The sequence below is a fragment of the Bacillus luti genome, from assembly GCF_001884105.1.
GTDB classification, from domain to species: Bacteria; Bacillota; Bacilli; order Bacillales; family Bacillaceae_G; genus Bacillus_A; species Bacillus_A luti.
In genome coordinates this window covers 46,804-67,328 of record NZ_MACI01000021.1, presented here as the reverse complement: position 1 = coordinate 67,328, position 20,525 = coordinate 46,804, and the positions used below count along the sequence as shown (strand labels likewise).

Here is a 20,525-nt window from a genome sequence, read left to right as displayed (position 1 = left end):
TATATCACCTTCCCCAAAAAAATAGCGCTAGCATATTCTTAATAAGAATATGCTAGCGCTACTTTTATATCATTCTAACTTTCATCTTTTAAAAATTATCCAATGCTTTTTCCATAATGGAAACAGATTTATAAGGTGGTGTTACTGTTAATGAGCCTTTCACAACAGTATCTCCTTTTTCATCATGAGCAGATACAAGCATATCAATTGTATGTTCCTCCTCAGAAACAGCCACTACTTCAAAGTGGATTTGTAACGTTTCATAATGGTGAACATGCTTCACGAACGTAAGGTCCTTCCTAGTAATATGGCTACCTGGACCTGGTAAATATTTCGTAACTGCCGTTGTAATCATTCCAGTTAGCATAATGCTTGGTACAATCGGCTTTTCATACGGAGTTTGGGATGCGTAATCATGCTGAATATATAATGGATTGGCATCATTCGTTAACCCTAAGTACAATAACAAATCTTTATCCTCAATTTTTTCAGTGATAGATAATTTCTCTCCTACTGTAATTTCATCCATTTTACGACCGATTTGAACTTTTTTCTTTAACATGTTACAACCCCCTCCGATTTTTTCACCTTATTATCCTACTAAAAGCGATACCTTATCCGAAATTTACTGTGATGAGGGCAATATATAGTATAAGTCTATAGTTTCATTATAGGATACACCAAATGACAGCGTTTTCATATTATTTCAAAAAAACATTTCAATAAATAGTAGAAAAAGATTCGGGGCCCCGAATCTTTTTCCGCTTATATTTAATTATTAAACAAGAACTTTCATAACGTTACGTACAGATTCTACAGAGCGATCTAACGCTTCTTTTTCCTCTGCAAGAAGTTCTAACTCAATAATTTGTTCAATTCCGTTACCACCTAAAATTACTGGTACCCCTAAGTAAAGGTCACTATAACCATATTCACCTTCAAGGTACGCAATAGCTGGTAATACACGGCGTTGATCTTTTAAGATCGCCTCTGTCATTTCAACTAAAGAAGCAGCTGGTGCGTAATATGCACTACCGTTTCCTAATAAGCCTACAATCTCGCCGCCACCTTTACGTGTACGTTCTACAATTGCCTCTAAACGCTCTTTCGGAATTAACGTTTCTAACGGAATGCCACCTGCATAAGAATAACGTACAAGAGGTACCATATCGTCACCGTGTCCACCAAGAACAAATCCTGTAATGTCCTTCACAGAAAGATTTAATTCTTGCGCAATGAATGTACGGAAACGAGCTGTATCTAATACGCCCGATTGACCGATTACACGTTCTTTCGGGAATCCTGCCTCTTTAAATACAGAATATGTCATTGCATCAACTGGATTTGTTAATACAACAATAATTGCATTTGGTGAATGTTTTGCAATGTCGCGCGTAATACTTTTCATAATTTTAGAGTTTGTTGCTACTAAGTCATCACGGCTCATACCAGGCTTACGCGCAATACCCGCTGTAATAACGACAACGTCAGAATCAGCAGTATCTGCGTAATCAGATGTTCCAATAATGTTAGCATCAAAACCTTGTACTGGGCTCGCTTCTAACATATCTAACGCTTTCCCTTTTGTTGGATTTTCCAGCTGTGGAATGTCCACTAATACAACATCTGCAAGTTCTTTTTGTGCTAATAAGAATGCTGTTGTTGCTCCTGTAAATCCTGCACCGATGACTGAAACTTTCTTGCGTTTGATTGTCATAATTTACCCCCCGCTTTAATTATGCGTTTTTGATTATCGCTACATCCATGTTTTTAATAAGTTCATTAGCGAACTCAGAACATTTCACTTCTGTTGCGCCTTCCATTAGACGAGCGAAGTCGTATGTTACTACTTTTGATGCAATTGTTTTCTCAACTGAAGCTGTTACTAATTTCGCAGCTTCGTTCCATCCTAAGTGCTCTAATAATAATACACCAGAAAGAAGAACAGAAGATGGGTTTACTTTATCTAAACCTGCATATTTTGGAGCTGTACCATGTGTAGCTTCAAAGATAGCATGTCCAGTTACATAGTTAATGTTTGCACCAGGTGCAATACCAATTCCACCTACTTGTGCAGCAAGTGCATCAGAGATGTAGTCTCCGTTTAAATTCATTGTTGCTACAACATCGAACTCACGTGGACGAGTTAAAATTTGTTGTAAGAAGATATCTGCAATAGAATCTTTTACGATGATTTTTCCAGCCACTTCAGCGTCTGCCATCGCTTTATTCGCTGCATCTTTTCCATCTTTTTCAACGATACGATCATATTCAGCCCAAGTAAATACTTTATCGCCGAATTCTTGTTCCGCTACTTCGTAACCCCAGTTTTTGAAGGCACCTTCTGTAAATTTCATAATGTTTCCTTTATGAACTAATGTAACAGAAGAGCGTTTTTCGTTAATTGCATATTGAATTGCAGCACGAACAAGACGCTTTGTCCCTTCTTCTGAGATCGGCTTAATACCAATACCAGATGTTTCTGGGAAGCGGATTTTATTAACACCCATTGCTTCTTTTAAGAAAGCAAGAACTTTTTCTGCTTCTGGAGATCCTTGTGCATATTCAATTCCAGCATAAATGTCTTCTGTATTTTCACGGAAAATAACCATATCAGTATCTTCCGGACGTTTTACAGGTGAAGGAACACCTTCAAAGTAACGAACTGGACGTAGACATACATATAAATCTAATTCTTGACGAAGCGCTACGTTTAGAGAACGAATACCACCGCCAACTGGAGTTGTAAGTGGGCCTTTAATCGCGATTAAATATTCACGGATTAAATTTAAAGTCTCTTCTGGTAACCACTCGCCTGTTTGGTTGAATGCTTTTTCCCCTGCAAGCACTTCTTTCCAAACGATTTTCTTCTCACCATCATAAGCTTTTTCAACTGCTGCTTCTAGTACGCGAGATGCAGCTGCCCAAATATCAGGACCAATTCCATCTCCTTCGATAAATGGAATAATCGGATTGTTTGGTACATTCATAACACCATTAGTTACAGTAATTTTTTCACCTGTTGTCAATGTGATAACCCCCATGTTTGAAATTTCATATGTATGAAACTGAGGGAATAACCCCTCAGTTCAAACCGTTAGTAAAATTAAAATATTCTAATCATTACATCTTCCCGAAAAAATCAGACTTTTGAAAGCGTATTTTCACTATCGAAATAGTGTTTTTCGCTTATCGTTGTGCAATTGGAACATACACTTGATGTGTTGGTCCATTATAATCAGCACGCGGACGGATTAAACGGTTGTTTTCATATTGTTCTAGAATATGAGCTAACCAGCCTGACATACGGCTAATTGCAAAAATAGGTGTAAATAAGTCATGGTCAATTCCTAAACAATGGTATACAGAAGCTGAATAGAAATCAACATTTGGTGGAAGACCTTTTTCTTTTGTTACAATGTCTTCAATTTTGATAGACATATTATACCATTTGTCTTCTCCTAAAAGCACGCATAATCTCTTAGACATTTCACGTAAATGTTTTGCGCGTGGATCACCATGCTCATATACACGGTGGCCAAATCCCATAATTTTCACTTTATTTTGAAGAGCATTATGAATATATGATTCTACATTTTCTTCTTCGCCAATTTCAGTTAACATCTTCATTACATTTTCATTTGCCCCACCGTGAAGAGGACCTTTTAATGCACCAATTGCTGCTGTAATACCAGAATATACATCTGAAAGTGTAGCTACGCAAACACGTGCAGTAAATGTAGAAGCGTTTAACTCATGATCCGCATGAAGTACAAGCGCCTTATCAAAAGCTTCAATTTCAACTTCATTTGGCTCGCGGTCATTTAACATGTACAAGAAGTTTGCAGCTAATGATAAATCTTTTCTCGGCTCAACAACGTCTAAGCCTTTACGGATTCTTGCATAAGCAGCAATTAAAGTTCCCACTTGAGCCTGTAATTTAACCGCTTTCAAATAATTAGACTTTCCATCCATAATTTCAGCGCTCTCATCGTATAATGATAGCATGGAAATTGCAGTTCGTAAAACAGACATCGGATGCGCAATTTTTAAATCTACTTGTTTCAAATATGTTAAAATCTCACCTGGAACTTTATAGTATTCAGATACAGTATCTTTAAATTCCGCTAGTTCTTTTTCATTAGGAAGCTTGCGGTGCCATAATAAGTACACTACTTCTTCAAATGTAGCATTCTCAGCTAAATCATCAATATTATACCCAACATAAGTTAATGTATCATCAATAATAGAGCTCACAGATGATGTTGTTGCTACTACCCCTTCTAAGCCTCGAATAACAGTCATGACATTCTCTCCTTTTCCTGAAAATTCTCCCAACCTTGCTCCTTATATCTATTTGCTCCCCTTATAAATTATGAACGCCCGTTCACTCTTTAGGCAAGCAAAATGCACGATCATGCAAATTTTTTGCGATGTTCCCCTCTTAATGTCCATTACCTACATGGAAAGCATGAGCGTGAATGTCTCCCCGAATCCTCACGCTCAAAACAACAAGTTAGTGAGGAAAATAAATTCCGAAGAGTTTTATGATAAAAACAACATAAAACAATATCATTATAAAATTGTTTTATGTTGTTTTTATTTTATCTGGTGTAAAGTCTCTGCTGTTATGTAACTTTTCAAAGTTTCTAATCCTATTATAAACAATTATCTGACTTTTGTGAACAGAAAGAATTCAAAATTTTTATATTACTATAAAATTCCTTATTTAAACATCTGTATAATACTCATAACCGCATAGGCAATTCCAGCCCCAATTAACGGACCTACAGCAACCCCATTAAATAAGGCTACCGCTATAATTGTCCCAAAAACAAGCGCAGTTGTAATATGAGGATCCGTCGTCAATAATTGCACGCCACCTTTTGCCAACAAAGCAACCGCTACCCCTGAAGCTAAAGCAATCCACGCATAATACGATTTCGCCGCTTCTCCAAGTTGTTTAAAACCAATTTCTCCCGTCGCAATCGGTACGAGTACCGCGATTGTAATGACTGTTACACCGAGGTTAATCCCTTTCGTTTGTAAATAAGGAAAGACTTTATCTCCTAAAAACGTAAACTTCAATAAAAACAGCACACCAATTGCTACAGTAAGCGATTGATTTTTCGCAATAAGTCCTATGATAAGTAGTATGAATAAAAATAACGTCGACTGACTAATCATGATTACACTTCCTTTCTGAAAATAATGAACTCGTTTCCAAACAAAAATACCTTTAAACCTATCGTTATACATGATATACGGATGCCTATTTATCGATAACACATTCAATTTTTTTTGCATTTTAAAATTGAAAAACGAGACTTTCATCAAAAAAATTACAGCATGTATACATTTTTGAAAACGGTCGTCTCTCCTTTCTTTTCTAATAAGAAACAGGTAAAATAAAAAGAAGAGAAAATGAAGTTTTTACCATATAGTAGAAGCATCGTCAACAAGCTTTCACAGTCGTTCATGCACTGAAAAAGCAGGCTAAATCCATCATTCCACTATAACATAAAGTGAAACTTTAATCAGTGCATCACACTCGTTATAAGTTGAACGAATTAGGATAATCCAAATTGGAATGGGAGGTATACATCTTTGAACCGAAACTTACTATATATGATATTGCGACTCATATTTGTCATTGTAGCAACGGTAGTTGGGTTCTATGTATTGCTATACACGTCAGGGCTTATCTATCCTTTTATTATCGCTTTTGCATTTGCTTATTTGATTAATCCTGTCGTCAATTTTCTTAATCAAAAACTACAATTCCCTCGCGCACTGGCAGTACTCGTTAGCTTAATTCTCGTATTCGGAGCTATCGTCGGACTTGTTACATACCTTGTAACGGAAGCAATATCCGCCACAACATACTTACTACAAATTGTTACAGTAAAGTTTCCTGACATTGTTACATTCGCTCAGCAATTTGCACTTAATCATATTATGCCTCTCTACGATGATTTAATCTCTAAATTCAATCATCTCGGAGAACCACAGCGCTATACGATTACGCAAAACATTCAAAACTTAGGAACCGAAGCAACAACACAAATGAAGGAACTCTTAACCGCCATTATAAGCGGATTAACAAATTTCATTAGTGCACTACCAACGACTTTAACTGTCCTTGTATTCGTTTTATTAGCTACTTTCTTCATTAGTTACGATTGGCATCGCCTTGCTCAGAAAGCAAGAAAATTGCTACCAAATCGTGTTCATGGCTACGGAAAAACGATTTTTGTCGACTTAAGAAAAGCGTTGTTCGGTTTTGTTAAAGCGCAACTTACACTCGTATCTATGACTACTGTTATTGTACTAATCGGTCTTTTAATCTTACGCGTGCCATACGCGATTACTATCGCGATTATTACAGGTGTTGTAGATTTACTCCCATATTTAGGAACAGGAGCCGTCTTCGTTCCTTGGGTTATATACGTATTTTTCACTGGCGACACAGCATTCGCCATTGGTCTTCTCATTTTATACATCGTCGTGATTGTCCAAAGACAAATTATGGAGCCTAAAGTACTTTCCTCTAATATCGGCCTCGATCCATTAGCGACACTGATCGCTCTATTCGTTGGCTTTAAGCTCTTTGGTTTCTTAGGATTAATCATCGGTCCAGTCACATTAGTACTACTTAATACATTACACAAAGCCCATGTATTCCATGACTTGTGGAAATATATTAAAGGTTCACCTTCAAAATAATAATTTCTAATTCATACAAAAAAATCAGGCTATAAACAGTGGGAAATTCCCACTGTTTATTCCTTGTACTTATTTTTCATACAAACTACATGTAGAAAGAGAATTGCCCCTAGAAAAGGATAATTCTCTTATTTTTTGCATAAAAAAACGCATTTTTCAACCCAAAATACATTTTTATTCTATTTATTTCATAATTATTACTTACATTTATTACTTTTTATGTAAATGAATAAATATACAAAAATGTATGAAAGAGGCCTTCCATTAACAATTTTCCCATCCTTGTTTAACAACTTCGTACCGATCGACCCTTTATATACGAAAACTAATAACAGCTAAAATCATATGTATAATCGAATCCAAACAAAAATACACAACAAATATACTAAATTAAAGCTTCCATCCACAGTTTCCCCCATCCCTATCACTCACCCTCTGGCTGAACAAAAAAAATAGTGCTTAGATTGATATAATCTAAGCACTATTTCTGAACAATAATAGTAGAGTTCTTTCTAAACTTCCATTCCATCCATTTCATAACAAGCGGTTTCAACAAAGCCCTCGTAATAGGGATAACAAAAATAAACCCCATTACATCCGTTACATAGCCAGGAAGCACTAAAAGAATCCCTCCTACAAACACAAAAATACCATCTAGTACCGCCGCACCTGGCATTTCTCCTCTATTCAACTTAGATTGAATCTCTCTAAGCACTTTAAATCCTTGTCTTTTCGCTAAATATACACCTACAACACCAGTAAATACAATCATAGCGAACGTAGACCATAGGCCTATTATATGACTCGATCCAATTAATACCGTAATCTCAATCGCCGGTATTAAAATCAACAAGAATAACAACCATTTCATAGTTCCACACCTCTTTTACACTTCGTTTTTAACGCCTTCACAACGCCGATACAAGCCTTTCAGAAACGAAACTACCTTTCCCGTTAACCCTCATAACAAACGGTTTCCCTACGCATTTTCAGGCGTCTCAAGCTATTTACACTCCATTTTTGTGTAAAAAAAAGAGAAGGACTCCGATCCTTCTCTCCGTATTACTTATAGCACTTCCGCATGTCCATTATAAACAATTCCGCGTGCTGCATCAACTGTTACTTCTTGGCCATTTTTTAAAGTTGCTGTTACGCCGTTTACACCAACGATAACAGGAATACCGATTGATACGCCTACAACAGCCGCGTGGCTTGTTAGACCGCCTTCTTCTACAACTAAAGCTGCAGCTTTTTCGATTGCAGGGATCATATCTTTATCTGTGCTTGTTGTAACAAGGATATCACCTTTGTTTACGTTCGCTACAGCTTCAGCAGCTGTTTTCGCTACAACTACTTTACCTTTTGCAGCTTTACGACCGATTCCTTGTCCTTTAGCAACTTCTTCACCAACAACGTGGATTTTCATTAAGTTTGTTGTACCAGTTTCAGCAACCGGAACGCCAGCAGTGATTACCACAGTGTCTCCAAGTCCGATTAGACCTGCGTCCATACCTGTTTGAATTGCTGTATCTAACATTTCGTCAGTAGAAGCTGCACGCTTCTCAGCCATAAATGCTTGTACACCCCAAACAAGTGCAAGACGACGTCCTACTTGCTCGTCAGATGTTACAGCTACGATTGGAGATTTCGGACGGTATTTAGAGATCATTTTCGCAGTATATCCACTTTCTGTTGGAGCTACGATTGCAGCTACATCAAGAGCAAGCGCTGTATGTGCAACAGATTGGCTAATTGCATCTGTAATTGTTGGAGTGAACTCTTTAATACGTTTTTTGAACATATCTTCATATTGTAATGATTTTTCAACACGCACTGCAATGTTAGCCATCATTGTTACTGCTTCTACTGGGTATTGTCCAGCAGCTGTTTCACCTGAAAGCATGATTGCATCTGTACCATCAAAGATTGCGTTAGCTACGTCACTTGCTTCCGCACGAGTTGGACGTGGGTTACGTTGCATAGAATCTAACATTTGTGTTGCAGTAATAACTGGTTTACCTAACACGTTACATTTTTTGATTAGACGTTTTTGTACTAACGGTACTTCTTCTGGTGGAATTTCTACACCCATGTCACCACGAGCTACCATTAAACCGTCAGAAACTTCTAAGATTGAATCGATGTTGTCGATACCTTCTTGGTTTTCGATTTTTGGTACGATTTGGATGTATTGAGCGTTATGCTCTTCTAATAATTCACGGATTTCTAATACGTCAGATGCTTTACGAACGAATGAAGCTGCGATGAAATCAACTTTTTGCTCGATACCGAAAATGATATCTTTTACGTCTTTTTCAGTAATACCAGGAAGCTTAATGCTTACGTTTGGTACGTTAACACCTTTTTTATTTTTTACAGTTCCACTGTTAAGAACTTTTGTACGGATGTTTCCGTCAGCTTTTTCGATTACTTCTAGTTCGATAAGACCGTCATCGATTAGAATACGAGAACCTGGATCTACATCGTCATAAAGACCAGCATAAGATACAGAGAACTTCTCAGCAGTACCTAATACTTGCTCAGTAGAAAGAACTACTTCTGCACCTGTTACAAGCTCAGCTTGTCCGTCTACGAAGTCGTGAGTACGGATTTCCGGACCTTTTGTATCAAGTAAGATACCAACTGTTTTACCAGTTTTCTTTGACGCTTCACGAATGTTTTTAATACGAGCGCCGTGTTCTTCATGGCTACCGTGAGAGAAGTTTAAACGAGCAACGTTCATACCAGCTTCCATTAATTGTTCTAATTTCTCAATACTTTCACTAGCAGGACCTATAGTACATACAATTTTAGTTTTACGCATATTGCACCTCCGAAATTTATGAAACCGTTCCCAAATATCTGACATTAAGCCAATTAGATGGATAATTCTTTAGATAATTGATACATATCTTTATCGATTGTATGCTTTTGAGCTAACGCTTCGATGATGTCATGATCAACAAGTTTGTTATCTTGAATACCAACACAACGTCCACCTTTACCAGCAATTAACAATTCAACTGCTCTTGCGCCAAGACGACTTGCTAATACACGGTCTTGTGCACTTGGTGATCCACCACGTTGTACGTGACCTAATACCGTTACACGAGTATCAAAGTTTGTTGCTTCTTCAATGTGCTTACCGATGTCAATTGCACTTCCAACACCTTCAGCTACAACGATAATACTGTGCTTTTTACCACGTTCACTACCACGTTTCAGACGAGCGATAACATCCTCCATGTCATACTTCTCTTCTGGAATTAAGATTGTTTCTGCACCATCAGCTAAACCAGCCCATAATGCGATATCACCAGCGTGACGTCCCATTACTTCGATAACATATGTACGTTCATGAGATGTAGCTGTATCACGGATTTTATCAATTGCATCAATAACAGTATTTAAAGCTGTATCGAAACCAATTGTGAAGTCTGTTCCAGGAATATCATTGTCGATTGTACCTGGTACACCAACACATGGGAATCCTTGTTCAGTTAATTTTTTAGCACCTTGGTAAGAACCATCTCCACCAATAACAACAAGTCCTTCGATACCGTGTTTCTTTAATTGCTCGATACCTTTTAGTCGTACTTCTGGATCTTTAAACTCAGGACATCTTGCTGTATATAATTTTGTACCACCGCGGTGGATAATATCGCCAACAGAACCAAGCTCTAATTTTTCAATATGACCAGAAATTAATCCAGCGTATCCATGGTAAATACCATATACTTCAATATCATGGAAAATCGCTTTACGAACAACTGCACGAATGGCAGCATTCATACCAGGTGAATCTCCACCACTTGTTAATACACCAATACGTTTCATTTGTACTCACCTCATAAAGATTATTTGCCTTATAATAAAATAACACGAAAAAATATAAAATTACAATGGAGAAGATGTGTCTTTTCATAATAAAAACGTGCATTCGCGAAGTGGAACGCACGCTTTTCTTATTTTATCCAAATGGAAGCGTTTGAAAACGAAACTTGCCCAATTTTCATATATTTTTCATAACGTTTTTCGATTAATTCATCTTTCGAAATTCCGTTTAATTGTTCAAAAGTTTTTCTAATCATTAAGTCGATATTTTCTGACTGTTTTAAAATATTACGGTGCGCTCCACCTTTTGCCTCTGGAATAATTTCGTCAATTACACCTAATTCTTTCAAATCTGCTGCTGTAATTCTCATCGCCTCTGCAGCTTCCTTTGCTTTTCCTGCATCTTTCCAAAGAATTGCCGCTGCACCCTCTGGTGTAATAACAGAATAAGTGGAATTTTCTAGCATATGAATGTAATCCCCTACTCCAAGACCTAGCGCGCCACCACTACCACCTTCGCCGATAACGATACAAATAACAGGTACCGTTAAGCCTGCCATTTCAAATAAGTTGCGGGCGATAGCTTCACTTTGACCACGTTCTTCAGCAGCTTTACCAGGATAAGCTCCTTTCGTATCAATAAAACAAATAATTGGACGATTAAACTTTTCCGCCTGCTTCATTAAACGTAATGCTTTTCGATACCCTTCTGGATGAGGCATCCCAAAATTACGGCGAATATTTTCTTTCGTATCTTTTCCGCGTTGATGCCCAATTACAGTTACAGGCATCCCTTTATATTTCGCAATGCCGCCGACAATCGCTGCATCATCGCCAAATAGACGATCTCCATGACATTCGAAAAAATCAGTAAATAAGTGCTCAATATAATCGAGCGTTGTCGGTCGTTCTGCATGACGAGCAATTTGAACACGGTCCCATACTTTCATATTGCCGTATATATCTTCCTCTAAATTTTCTAGCTTGTCTTCCAAAATACGAATCTCCTCACTGAAGTCCATCTGGCTGTTTTTCGTATAGTCTTTCAGTTCACGAATCTTATTTCTTAGCTCAACAACTGGTTTCTCAAATTCTAGCTCTGCCATACAGCCATTTCCCCTCCTTGATGAACTTCTAAAATCTTGCGAAGTGATTCTCTCATATCATCACGATGCACAACCGCATCTAATTGACCATGGTCTAGTAAGAATTCTGCCGTTTGGAAGTCCTCCGGTAGTTTCTCACGCACGGTTTGTTCAATTACACGTCTACCGGCAAATCCGATAAGTGCGCCTGGTTCTGCAAGATTATAATCACCAAGTGAAGCGAAACTCGCTGAAACCCCGCCCGTCGTTGGATGAGTCATAACAGAAATAAATAATCCTCCTGCATTACTATGCTTTTTCAAAGCTACGCTTGTTTTTGCCATTTGCATTAAACTTAATATCCCTTCTTGCATACGGGCACCACCCGAAGCAGTAAAGATAATAAATGGAACTTGTAAGTCGTATGCCTTTTCAACCGCACGGGCAATTTTTTCTCCTACTACAGAGCCCATGCTCCCCATTCGAAAACGAGAATCCATTACTGCAACAACAACAAGCATGTCATCAATTGTTCCTTCACCAGTTACAACCGCTTCGTTTAATTCAGTCTTCTTACGATCGCTCTCTAATTTCTCCTCATATCCAGGAAACTCGAGTGGATTTAATGAAACCATTTCTTTGTCATACTCACGGAATGACCCTTCGTCCAATATACTATCAAGACGTTCCCACGCATTCATAGGATGATGATATCCACAGTTCACACATACTTTTAAATTTTTTAAAAGCTCTTTCGTATACATGATTTTTTTACATTTCGGACATTTTGTCATAACGCCATCTGGTACATCTTTCCGTACTTGTTCTGAAGGTATTGCAGCGTACTTTTTCTTTTTCACGAATAAATCTCTTAGCACAATTTGACCCCCTTCGTTGAGAGCTAAGGTTAGCGTAAGAAGAAAATGGGGCTAACACCAAAGTCTGATGTTAGCCTTATCTTCTCAATCTGTCTAATAACCTCTCTCTTTACGTTTAACTTTAACCGCTATGCGGTAGAATGTTTGTCATAACGTGTCATGGTCATTTCGACAAATTTTATACATTACGAGTGAAACTGTATATTCTCTACTAATTCATCGTAAATTTTTAGTGCATCATTTTCTTGTTTTCCTTCCAAAGTCGCATAAAGCTTTCTATACAAATCAATAGAGTCTCCTGAAACCTCACAAGAAAGAGTTGCTACATAATCATTTACGATCATCCAAATGCGATATAGTAAATAATTATCGACTTGTTCAATAAGTGTTTTAAAGAATGTTTGATGAAGCGTTGGAATTGAGCTTTCATTTCCTTCAAGTACTTGATCTAATTTCCTTAGCACTTTAGAAAACGTTTCTTTCGGTAAATTACATACAATTCGAATCATATCTTTTTCAAGCAATCGTTTTGTTTGCAATAAATCACGAATTGTCTTCTCATCTTGCAATAAAAATGGAGCGATTAATTGTACAAGACCGTTATCATAAAAGTTTCGAATAAACGTCCCTTCACCACGTCTCGTTTCAATTAACCCTACAAGTTCTAGAGCACGCAATGCTTCTCTTACAGAGGAGCGTCCGACATTTAAGCGTGAACTTAACTCACGCTCAGACGGCAAACGATCTCCCGCTACCAATCCATCCTCTTCCATAATAGAACGGATTTTTTTTACAATTTCGAGATATACTTTTGTGTTTGATGATGTCAATGGAAATTCCTCGCTTATTCTTTACCAATCAGCGCTAATTGTTTTGTTTTCTCAGCGATCTCATTTGGATCTACTTGACGGCGAGCTACTCCTGTCTCCATCGCAGCTTTCGCAACATAAGCCGCTACTTGAGGCGCTACACGCGCGTCAAACGGTGCTGGAATGATATAGTCTGCATTTAACTCATCTTCTGCTACAAGCTCTGCAATGGCCTGTACAGCTGCCATCTTCATTTCTTCGTTAATTTGTGTCGCATGTACATCAAGTGCTCCACGGAAAATACCAGGGAACGCTAGTACATTATTTACTTGGTTTGGGAAGTCAGAACGACCTGTTCCAACAACAGCTGCGCCCGCTGCTTTTGCCAATTCTGGCATAATTTCTGGAACTGGATTCGCCATTGCAAAAATAATTGCATCGTCATTCATTGTACGAACCATCTCTTCTGTTAATGCACCTTCTGCAGATACACCAATAAATACGTCCGCACCTTGTACAACATCAGCTAAAGAACCTTCAATACGATTCTTATTCGTATATTTTGCAACTTCATCCTTAACCGGATTCATACCTGTAGGACGACCTTCGTAGATCGCTCCTTTACGGTCACACATAATAACATCACGTACACCATAGCGATATAGAAGTTTAATAATTGCAATACCTGCTGCACCTGCGCCATTTGCAACAACTTTAATGTCAGACATTTTCTTTCCAACTAATTTCAGTGCGTTCACAAGACCCGCTACTGTTACGATAGCTGTTCCGTGTTGATCATCATGGAAGATAGGAATATTTGTTTCTTTTTTCAAACGTTCTTCGATAATGAAGCAGTTTGGTGCTGCGATATCTTCTAAGTTAACGCCGCCAAAAGTTGGCTCCATTAATTTTACAGTTTCAACAATTTTATCTACATCGTTTGTATTTAAGGCAATTGGGAATGCATCTACACCAGCAAAGCTCTTGAATAATACAGCTTTACCTTCCATTACAGGAAGTGATGCTTCAGGTCCAATGTTTCCAAGACCAAGTACAGCTGTTCCATCTGTCACAACTGCTACCATATTTCCCTTCATCGTATATTCATATACCTTACTTTTATCGTCATAAATTTCTTTACAAGGCTCTGCAACCCCTGGAGAATATGCAAGACTTAAATCTTTTGCATTTTCTACTTTTACTTTTGATACCGTTTCTAATTTTCCTTGATGCACTTTATGCATGTGAAGTGCTTCTTCACGAAGTGTTGACAAACTATCCACTCTCCTCAAATTATTCTGGCTGATATCAATTTCTCCAAGTGGTCTGACCACGAACACTACTACTATAATAATCGAAGTGTAGGGAAATTGTCCATTATATTTTCACAACTACATTTTCTTCCCCGACAATTTCACGAAGTGCTCCTAGACATTCTTCACTTGGATGAATTGATAAACTTCGAGATAATTGTACCATTTTATGTTCCTTTTCATAATAAATTAGTACTTTCGCAAAACCTGAATAGTCAAACAATATTTTTGTAACCTGATTTAAAAGCTTTTTCTCATACTGAGATGGTAATTTTACATAAACCGATGCATCTTTCTTTTCTTCATAAGCATCCATTTCTTCTAACGGATAGAGTCCATTTACGATCCATTGCAGCTTATGATTTCTTAGCTCGATCGTACCGTCAACTAAAACAATTGCTCCTTCTTGTAACTTGTCTGAGAAATGTATATACGTTTCCGGGAAGAGAACCGCCTCCATTTCATCATTTTGATCACAGAATGTAATAAACGCCATCTTTTGCAACTTTTTCGTACGAATCACTCTCACACTTGTTATATACACGATAGCTCTTTGTACTTTTTTCTTATGTCGCATCGCCTGAGCGAGAGATGGAATTTCTAATTCTTTTCCTAACTTCACATACTGCGCTGTCGGATAACTTGATAAATAAAACCCAAGTGCTTCTTTTTCTTTATTTAATTGTTCAATAAAAGATAGCTCTTCTCCTTGTACGTATTTTGATTTTGGAACAGCATCTCCTAAATCACGTGCAAGATTAGCGTACTCTAATGCTCCTTTAAGACTTTTCCATAAGTTTGTTCTCGAAATACCAAAATCGTCGAAACATCCCGACCAGACGAATGCTTCTAAATTTCGCTCTGTTACAAACTTTGATGGCATACGAAGACAAAATTCAAATAAATCTTCGAACATTTTTTTCTCGCGTTCTTCGAGTAATGCCGTCACCGTAGCCATTCCGATATTTCGAATGGAAAGTAAACTGTAACGTATTGCGTTTCCTTCTATTTGGAAGTTGTAACCACTTCTTTGCAGAGATGGTGGCAAAACGTGAAAACCTTTCCGCTTCGTTTCTCGTATATACTGCACAATCTTATCTTCATTTCCAATTGCACTTGATAATAATGCCGTCATAAATTCCAGCGTATAATTCGCCTTTAAGTAGGCGAGTTGATATCCAATCATACTGTAAGCTACAGCATGACTTCGGTTAAAACCGTAATTTGCAAATCTTACAATTAAGTCGTAAATTTTATTTGCAGATGTCTCTTCATAACCGTTTTTCAAACAACCTTGCACAAAATGCTTACGTTCCTGATCTAAAATGCCACGATTCTTTTTACTCACTGCACGGCGCAATAAATCTGCTTCTCCGAGCGAAAATCCAGCTAACTTTGAGGCAATTTGCATAATTTGTTCTTGGTATACAATTACACCGTATGTTCTTTCTAAAATCGGTTTTAAATCCGGATGTAAATATTCAATCTTTCTTTTTCCATGCTTCGATTCAATAAAGGTTGGAATTTGTTCCATCGGTCCTGGTCTGTACAACGAGTTAACAGCGACGATGTCTTCAAATTCATTCGGCTTTAACCCGCGAAGCACATTTCGCATACCACCTGACTCTAGCTGAAATACGCCTGTTGTATCCCCTCTTCCTAGCAATTGAAATGTCTTTTCATCTTGAAGAGGTAACTTTCTTATATCAATTTGTTTCCCCGTTTTTTTCACGATAAACTTTATAATATTTTCAAGTAACGTTAAATTACGTAACCCTAAAAAGTCCATCTTAAGCAACCCGAGTTCTTCTAATGCATCAGCCGGATATTGTGTAACATAAACATCGTTATGCCCTTCTTGAATTGCTATACTTCCCGTTAATGGTTCTTGACTCATAATAACGCCAGCTGCATGAATAGACGTATGACGCGGTAAGCCTTCTACACGCTTTGCAATCTCAAATACACGTTCATGCAAAAGATTTCCTTGAATAAACTCACGAAGCGATTGTGACTCTTCATAAGCATCTTTTAACGTTATACCAAGCTTGGATGGGATAAGTTTTGAAAATATGTCAATATCTCTTGGCGGCAGCCCCATTACACGTGCAATGTCCCTAATTGCCGCTTTCGCCGCAAGCGTACCAAACGTTACAATTTGCGCAACACGAAGCTGACCATATTTATCTTTCACATATCGAATCATCTCATCACGTCTTATATCTGGAAAATCGATATCAATATCTGGAAGTGTCACACGTTCGGGATTTAAAAATCTCTCAAATAATAAATCGTATTCAATCGGATCAATATCAGTAATTTCTAATACATACGAAACGAGTGAGCCAGCAGCTGATCCACGGCCTGGTCCTGTTAAAATATGATTTTCATGCGCGTATTTCATAAAATCCCATACGATAAGGAAATAATCACTAAATCCCATGCTAGAAATGACATTTAATTCATGATTCAAACGCGCTATATGCACTTCTTTCGGCGCACCATATCGTTTACGCATACCTTCTTCACAAACACGGCGCAAATACGTATCATTCGTTTCGCTAGATGGAACAGGATATTTCGGTAATTGATTTACATGAAACTGTATTTCTACATGACAACGTTCTGCGATTTTCGCTGTATTATAAATGGCTTCTTCTGCTTGAGAAAATAGTGCTCCCATTTCATCTGAGGACTTTAAATAATATTGATCCGTTTTCAGCCTCGGCCTATCTGGATCAGTCATTTTCGTTCCACCTTCAACAGACAATAAACATTCATGAACAAGCGCATCGCTTTGATTGATATAACGTACATCATTTGTTGCAACGACTGGAATGTTTACCTTATTAATAAATTCAGGTAGCTTCTCTTGTAAAAGCAGCTCATCTTGAATCGCATGATGCTGCAAACTTATATAAAAATCGCCAAACATATTTTGATATGTGCGAGCTACTTCTTCAGCTTGACTCTCTTTGTCTTCTAATAATAACTGTTCAATTTCCCCATCTTTCCCTGGTGAAATTGCAATTAGCCCTTTCGCATAATGCGCCAACCACTTCTTCGGAATACCTTCTTTTGATTTCGTCATAATGCTACTAGAAATCTTTAATAAATTTTGATAGCCTATTTCATTCTCAGCAAGTAAGACAAGCGGATAAGACCTTTCTTCTTCTTCACTAAAAATAGAAGCTGTTAAGCCGATAATAGGCTGTATACCATTTTTCTTACATGCTTTATAAAATGGAATAACGCCATACATAACATTTTCATCCGTAATAGCCAGCGATGAAAAACCAAGCTCTTTTGCCCTGACTACAAGCTCATCAATTTTACAAGCACTTTTTAATAAACTAAAAACGGTTTGACATTGTAAATGCACAAACTTCACTGTTGTACCCTCTCTTTACCTATTTGACTACTTTTATTATAGGTGAAGAGGAAAGCGGAAATCAAAACATACTTCTTATACTTTGTCCATATATATGAAGAAGAAAGGGGAATGACGATGGATGTAAGAGAACATACTTTTTTCTCTCTGCTTATTATTAGTTATTTTATTGCCTTTGGGGTTATACTTGGCGGTTCATTAATTGGCGGATTTGGTGCATTTCTTATCGGAAAACCAGCTCTAACTTACATTAATCAATTCGCCCAAAATTTAAGGATTTGGGCACTCGTTGCAGCGATTGGCGGAACGTTTGATACCTTTTATAGTTTTGAAAGAAGTTTCTTTGGCGGGGATATGAAAGATATCGTAAAACAAATTCTCCTTATTTTTTTCGCAACTGGTGGTATGCAAACAGGTCTTATTATTATTAAATGGCTAACGCAGGAACATGTATGAGAGTACCAAGTGCTAATACAGCTAAAAGATGGTATTTAGTTTTAGCTGGTGCTGCTGTTGGGGGTGTGTTGAGTTGGTTTATTTTTTTGTACATATACGGTGTTTTTCAACAAGAACAAGCTAGTAAAATAGCACAGCAACGAGAAATTATAGAAAAGCAAGAAGCAAAACTCCACGTCCTTCTCGAAGATCAAGAAAAATTGAATACGGAAAATAAACGGCTCTTAACCATTCAAGAGATTAAAATAAAAATAATAAATCGAGAAAAATACGATTTAGACAACCTTACACTCGAAAATATGACTACATCTATCCATAATGACCTTCAACATCTTTTAACGAAAAACATACAAAGTATCGCAAAAAATAAAGACCTACTCAAAAAGGTAATCGAAAACAAGACGTACAAACATTATGATCGTATATATCGTTTTAAAGTCGATACAGTATCCTTTGATACTGTGCTTGAAATTAGCATTGTGATAGAGAAAGAAAAATAAAGAAGGAGGGCTTTAGCGCCACTCCTTCTTTTCGTTCTAACATATAATTTCTTATTTACAAATCTCACATAAATCAGCAAACAAACGATCCGCTTCTTCCCAAGAAGATGCTTTTGCACCTGAGGCCATCGGATGCCCTCCGCCGTTATATTGCATTGCTAATTTATTAATAACTGGTCCTTTTGAACGAAGACGAACACGAATCACATCGTCTTCCTCTAAAAACAGAACCCACGCCTTTAATCCGTCAATATTACCAAGCGCTCCGACAACACCAGATGCTTCAGAAGGAAGTACATCAAACTCTTCTAATACTTCTTTCGTTAGCTTAATGTAAGCCGCTCCTTCTTCTACCATCGTAAAGTTTTGTAAAATATATCCGTTTAAACGAGCGATTTTTTCTTTTGTCTTATACATTTCATTATATAAATCCGTAAATTTCACACCCATATCAACAAGCTCACTTACATAACGAAGTGTTTTCGCTGTTGTATTCGGGAATAAGAAACGACCTGTATCTCCAACAATTCCTGCTAAAATAAGGCGAGCTGCTTCTTTTGTTATCTTTAATCCTTTATCTTTGCCATAACTGTAAAACTCATAAATCATTTCACTTGTAGAACTTGCTGTCGTATCTACCCACGTAATATCTCCGTACGGATCTTCATTTGGATGATGATCAATTTTAATTAACATCTTCCCTTTTGTATAGCGCTGATCGTCAACACGTTCTTGGTTTGCAGTGTCACATACGATAACAAGTGCATTTTCATATACACTATCTTCAATATCATCCATTACTCGTAAGTATGCTAGTGACGGTTCATTGTACCCAACCGTATAAATATTTTTTTCTGGAAACGATTCTTGCAGAATTGTACTAAGACCGCCCTGTGAACCTAACGCATCTGGATCCGGACGCACGTGACGATGAATAATAATCGTATCGAACTCTTTAATTGCTCCTAAAATTTGCTCATGCATATGTATAATCTCCTTTTCATTCAACTTCTTCACTTTAACGTGCAGTAAAAGCCCAATTGGTCCGGGCTAATCATTCATGCGTGGAAACATCCCACACGAATTAAAGTTTCACTTTATCCTCCATTATAACGGAAAGTATTTCATACATGCGAACAATTGCTTTATAATAAAAGTTAGAAAGTTTAGATATTTCTTTTTTCTCCACTATTATTTTTCACAAAGCGATGGGAGTGTGTATTATGCCAGTATTAGTCTTCTGTATTATCGTCTCATTTATGTTGTACCTCTTCTACAAAACAAAATACTTTCGTACAAACCGCCCAATGGAGAAAGGTTGGCTCTCAGGAAAATCCGCAATGGCACTCGGTTCATTCGTCTTATTCTTCGGGATAAACCAATTCTTTTTAGAACTTTCAACTGCCCGTATGATCGTCGGTGTTCTATTCGTTTTATTTGGTAGCGCAAGTGCATTTAATGGATTTCGCCAATACAAACATTTCTTACCATTAGCAGTTAAAGAAGCAGAAGCTTATGAAGCAACGTAAAAAA

At 37.4% G+C, this 20,525-nt stretch carries 18 protein-coding genes; 4 read left to right on the top strand and 14 right to left on the bottom strand.

The window, feature by feature from the left end:
- Window positions 1-88: 88 nt before the first annotated feature.
- From BAQ48_RS06020 to BAQ48_RS05995, 5 genes are all read right to left on the bottom strand, one after another.
- Window positions 89-562 (bottom strand): MaoC family dehydratase, encoded by a 474-nt coding sequence (locus BAQ48_RS06020; RefSeq protein ID WP_000914178.1) that lies wholly within the window; start codon window positions 560-562, stop codon window positions 89-91.
- Between the two features lie 216 nt (window positions 563-778).
- The gene (gene mdh, locus BAQ48_RS06015; protein WP_000153237.1) at window positions 779-1,717 is read right to left on the bottom strand and encodes a malate dehydrogenase; all 939 of its coding nucleotides are present in this window, start codon (window positions 1,715-1,717) and stop codon (window positions 779-781) included.
- 19 nt (window positions 1,718-1,736) lie between these two features.
- Entirely contained in the window at window positions 1,737-3,029 is a 1,293-nt protein-coding gene (icd, locus tag BAQ48_RS06010) for an NADP-dependent isocitrate dehydrogenase (RefSeq protein WP_000206898.1), read from the bottom strand.
- A 160-nt stretch (window positions 3,030-3,189) separates the two neighbouring features.
- Entirely contained in the window at window positions 3,190-4,338 is a 1,149-nt protein-coding gene (gene citZ, locus BAQ48_RS06005) for a citrate synthase (protein ID WP_002019455.1), read from the bottom strand.
- 387 nt (window positions 4,339-4,725) lie between these two features.
- On the bottom strand, window positions 4,726-5,187 hold the full coding sequence (locus BAQ48_RS05995; RefSeq protein WP_000625507.1) for a DUF441 domain-containing protein: 462 nt from the start codon (window positions 5,185-5,187) through the stop codon (window positions 4,726-4,728).
- Between the two features lie 420 nt (window positions 5,188-5,607).
- Between BAQ48_RS05995 and ytvI the strand changes: the two genes are divergently transcribed.
- The gene (gene ytvI, locus BAQ48_RS05990; RefSeq protein ID WP_071710388.1) at window positions 5,608-6,726 is read left to right on the top strand and encodes a sporulation integral membrane protein YtvI; all 1,119 of its coding nucleotides are present in this window, start codon (window positions 5,608-5,610) and stop codon (window positions 6,724-6,726) included.
- Between the two features lie 481 nt (window positions 6,727-7,207).
- On the opposite strand, the gene BAQ48_RS05985 is transcribed toward ytvI, so the two are convergent.
- From BAQ48_RS05985 to dnaE, 8 genes are all read right to left on the bottom strand, one after another.
- On the bottom strand, window positions 7,208-7,597 hold the full coding sequence (locus BAQ48_RS05985; protein WP_071710387.1) for an FxsA family protein: 390 nt from the start codon (window positions 7,595-7,597) through the stop codon (window positions 7,208-7,210).
- 195 nt (window positions 7,598-7,792) lie between these two features.
- Complete coding sequence (gene pyk / locus BAQ48_RS05980; RefSeq protein WP_071710386.1) at window positions 7,793-9,550, bottom strand: pyruvate kinase; 1,758 nt, start codon at window positions 9,548-9,550, stop codon at window positions 7,793-7,795.
- A gap of 53 nt (window positions 9,551-9,603) precedes the next feature.
- The gene (gene pfkA, locus BAQ48_RS05975) at window positions 9,604-10,563 is read right to left on the bottom strand and encodes a 6-phosphofructokinase (protein ID WP_071710385.1); all 960 of its coding nucleotides are present in this window, start codon (window positions 10,561-10,563) and stop codon (window positions 9,604-9,606) included.
- Between the two features lie 128 nt (window positions 10,564-10,691).
- Entirely contained in the window at window positions 10,692-11,666 is a 975-nt protein-coding gene (gene accA, locus BAQ48_RS05970; protein WP_000818792.1) for an acetyl-CoA carboxylase carboxyl transferase subunit alpha, read from the bottom strand.
- Window positions 11,654-12,523 carry an acetyl-CoA carboxylase, carboxyltransferase subunit beta gene (gene accD / locus BAQ48_RS05965; protein WP_071710384.1) on the bottom strand — a complete coding sequence of 290 codons (870 nt, stop codon included), beginning with the start codon at window positions 12,521-12,523 and terminating at the stop codon, window positions 11,654-11,656. Before accD ends, accA begins: the two co-directional genes overlap by 13 nt.
- A gap of 185 nt (window positions 12,524-12,708) precedes the next feature.
- Window positions 12,709-13,353 (bottom strand): FadR/GntR family transcriptional regulator, encoded by a 645-nt coding sequence (locus tag BAQ48_RS05960; RefSeq protein WP_071710383.1) that lies wholly within the window; start codon window positions 13,351-13,353, stop codon window positions 12,709-12,711.
- Between the two features lie 14 nt (window positions 13,354-13,367).
- Window positions 13,368-14,576: an NADP-dependent malic enzyme gene (gene ystJ, locus BAQ48_RS05955; RefSeq protein ID WP_165613782.1), complete on the bottom strand. Its 1,209-nt coding sequence runs from the start codon at window positions 14,574-14,576 to the stop codon at window positions 13,368-13,370.
- 133 nt (window positions 14,577-14,709) lie between these two features.
- Complete coding sequence (gene dnaE, locus BAQ48_RS05950) at window positions 14,710-18,036, bottom strand: DNA polymerase III subunit alpha (protein WP_071710382.1); 3,327 nt, start codon at window positions 18,034-18,036, stop codon at window positions 14,710-14,712.
- A 42-nt stretch (window positions 18,037-18,078) separates the two neighbouring features.
- Between dnaE and BAQ48_RS05945 the strand changes: the two genes are divergently transcribed.
- Window positions 18,079-18,492, top strand: coding sequence for a YtrH family sporulation protein (locus BAQ48_RS05945; RefSeq protein WP_002019462.1), 414 nt, complete (start codon window positions 18,079-18,081; stop codon window positions 18,490-18,492).
- The gene (ytrI, locus tag BAQ48_RS05940) at window positions 18,489-18,992 is read left to right on the top strand and encodes a sporulation membrane protein YtrI (protein ID WP_071710381.1); all 504 of its coding nucleotides are present in this window, start codon (window positions 18,489-18,491) and stop codon (window positions 18,990-18,992) included. The genes BAQ48_RS05945 and ytrI overlap by 4 nt, the downstream gene beginning before the upstream one ends.
- Before the next feature lie 51 nt (window positions 18,993-19,043).
- Here the strand turns inward: ytrI and BAQ48_RS05935 are convergent, their stop codons facing one another.
- On the bottom strand, window positions 19,044-19,976 hold the full coding sequence (locus BAQ48_RS05935) for a DHH family phosphoesterase (protein ID WP_071710380.1): 933 nt from the start codon (window positions 19,974-19,976) through the stop codon (window positions 19,044-19,046).
- Window positions 19,977-20,215: 239 nt separating this feature from the next.
- Here BAQ48_RS05935 and BAQ48_RS05930 point away from each other — a divergent pair, with 239 nt between their 5' ends.
- Window positions 20,216-20,521 carry a YtpI family protein gene (locus BAQ48_RS05930; protein WP_001144781.1) on the top strand — a complete coding sequence of 102 codons (306 nt, stop codon included), beginning with the start codon at window positions 20,216-20,218 and terminating at the stop codon, window positions 20,519-20,521.
- Window positions 20,522-20,525 lie beyond the last annotated feature (4 nt).

Excerpts from the sequence above, each read along its gene's own strand:
- BAQ48_RS06020 (WP_000914178.1), bottom strand. The coding sequence starts at position 562 with ATGTTAAAGAAAAAAGTTCAAATCGGTCGTAAAATGGATGAAATTACA.
- mdh (WP_000153237.1), bottom strand. The coding sequence starts at position 1,717 with ATGACAATCAAACGCAAGAAAGTTTCAGTCATCGGTGCAGGATTTACA.
- BAQ48_RS05995 (WP_000625507.1), bottom strand. The coding sequence starts at position 5,187 with ATGATTAGTCAGTCGACGTTATTTTTATTCATACTACTTATCATAGGA.
- BAQ48_RS05985 (WP_071710387.1), bottom strand. The coding sequence starts at position 7,597 with ATGAAATGGTTGTTATTCTTGTTGATTTTAATACCGGCGATTGAGATT.
- pyk (WP_071710386.1), bottom strand. The coding sequence starts at position 9,550 with ATGCGTAAAACTAAAATTGTATGTACTATAGGTCCTGCTAGTGAAAGT.
- pfkA (WP_071710385.1), bottom strand. The coding sequence starts at position 10,563 with ATGAAACGTATTGGTGTATTAACAAGTGGTGGAGATTCACCTGGTATG.
- accA (WP_000818792.1), bottom strand. The coding sequence starts at position 11,666 with ATGGCAGAGCTAGAATTTGAGAAACCAGTTGTTGAGCTAAGAAATAAG.
- ystJ (WP_165613782.1), bottom strand. The coding sequence starts at position 14,576 with ATGCATAAAGTGCATCAAGGAAAATTAGAAACGGTATCAAAAGTAAAA.
- ytrI (WP_071710381.1), top strand. The coding sequence starts at position 18,489 with ATGAGAGTACCAAGTGCTAATACAGCTAAAAGATGGTATTTAGTTTTA.
- BAQ48_RS05935 (WP_071710380.1), bottom strand. The coding sequence starts at position 19,976 with ATGCATGAGCAAATTTTAGGAGCAATTAAAGAGTTCGATACGATTATT.
- BAQ48_RS05930 (WP_001144781.1), top strand. The coding sequence starts at position 20,216 with ATGCCAGTATTAGTCTTCTGTATTATCGTCTCATTTATGTTGTACCTC.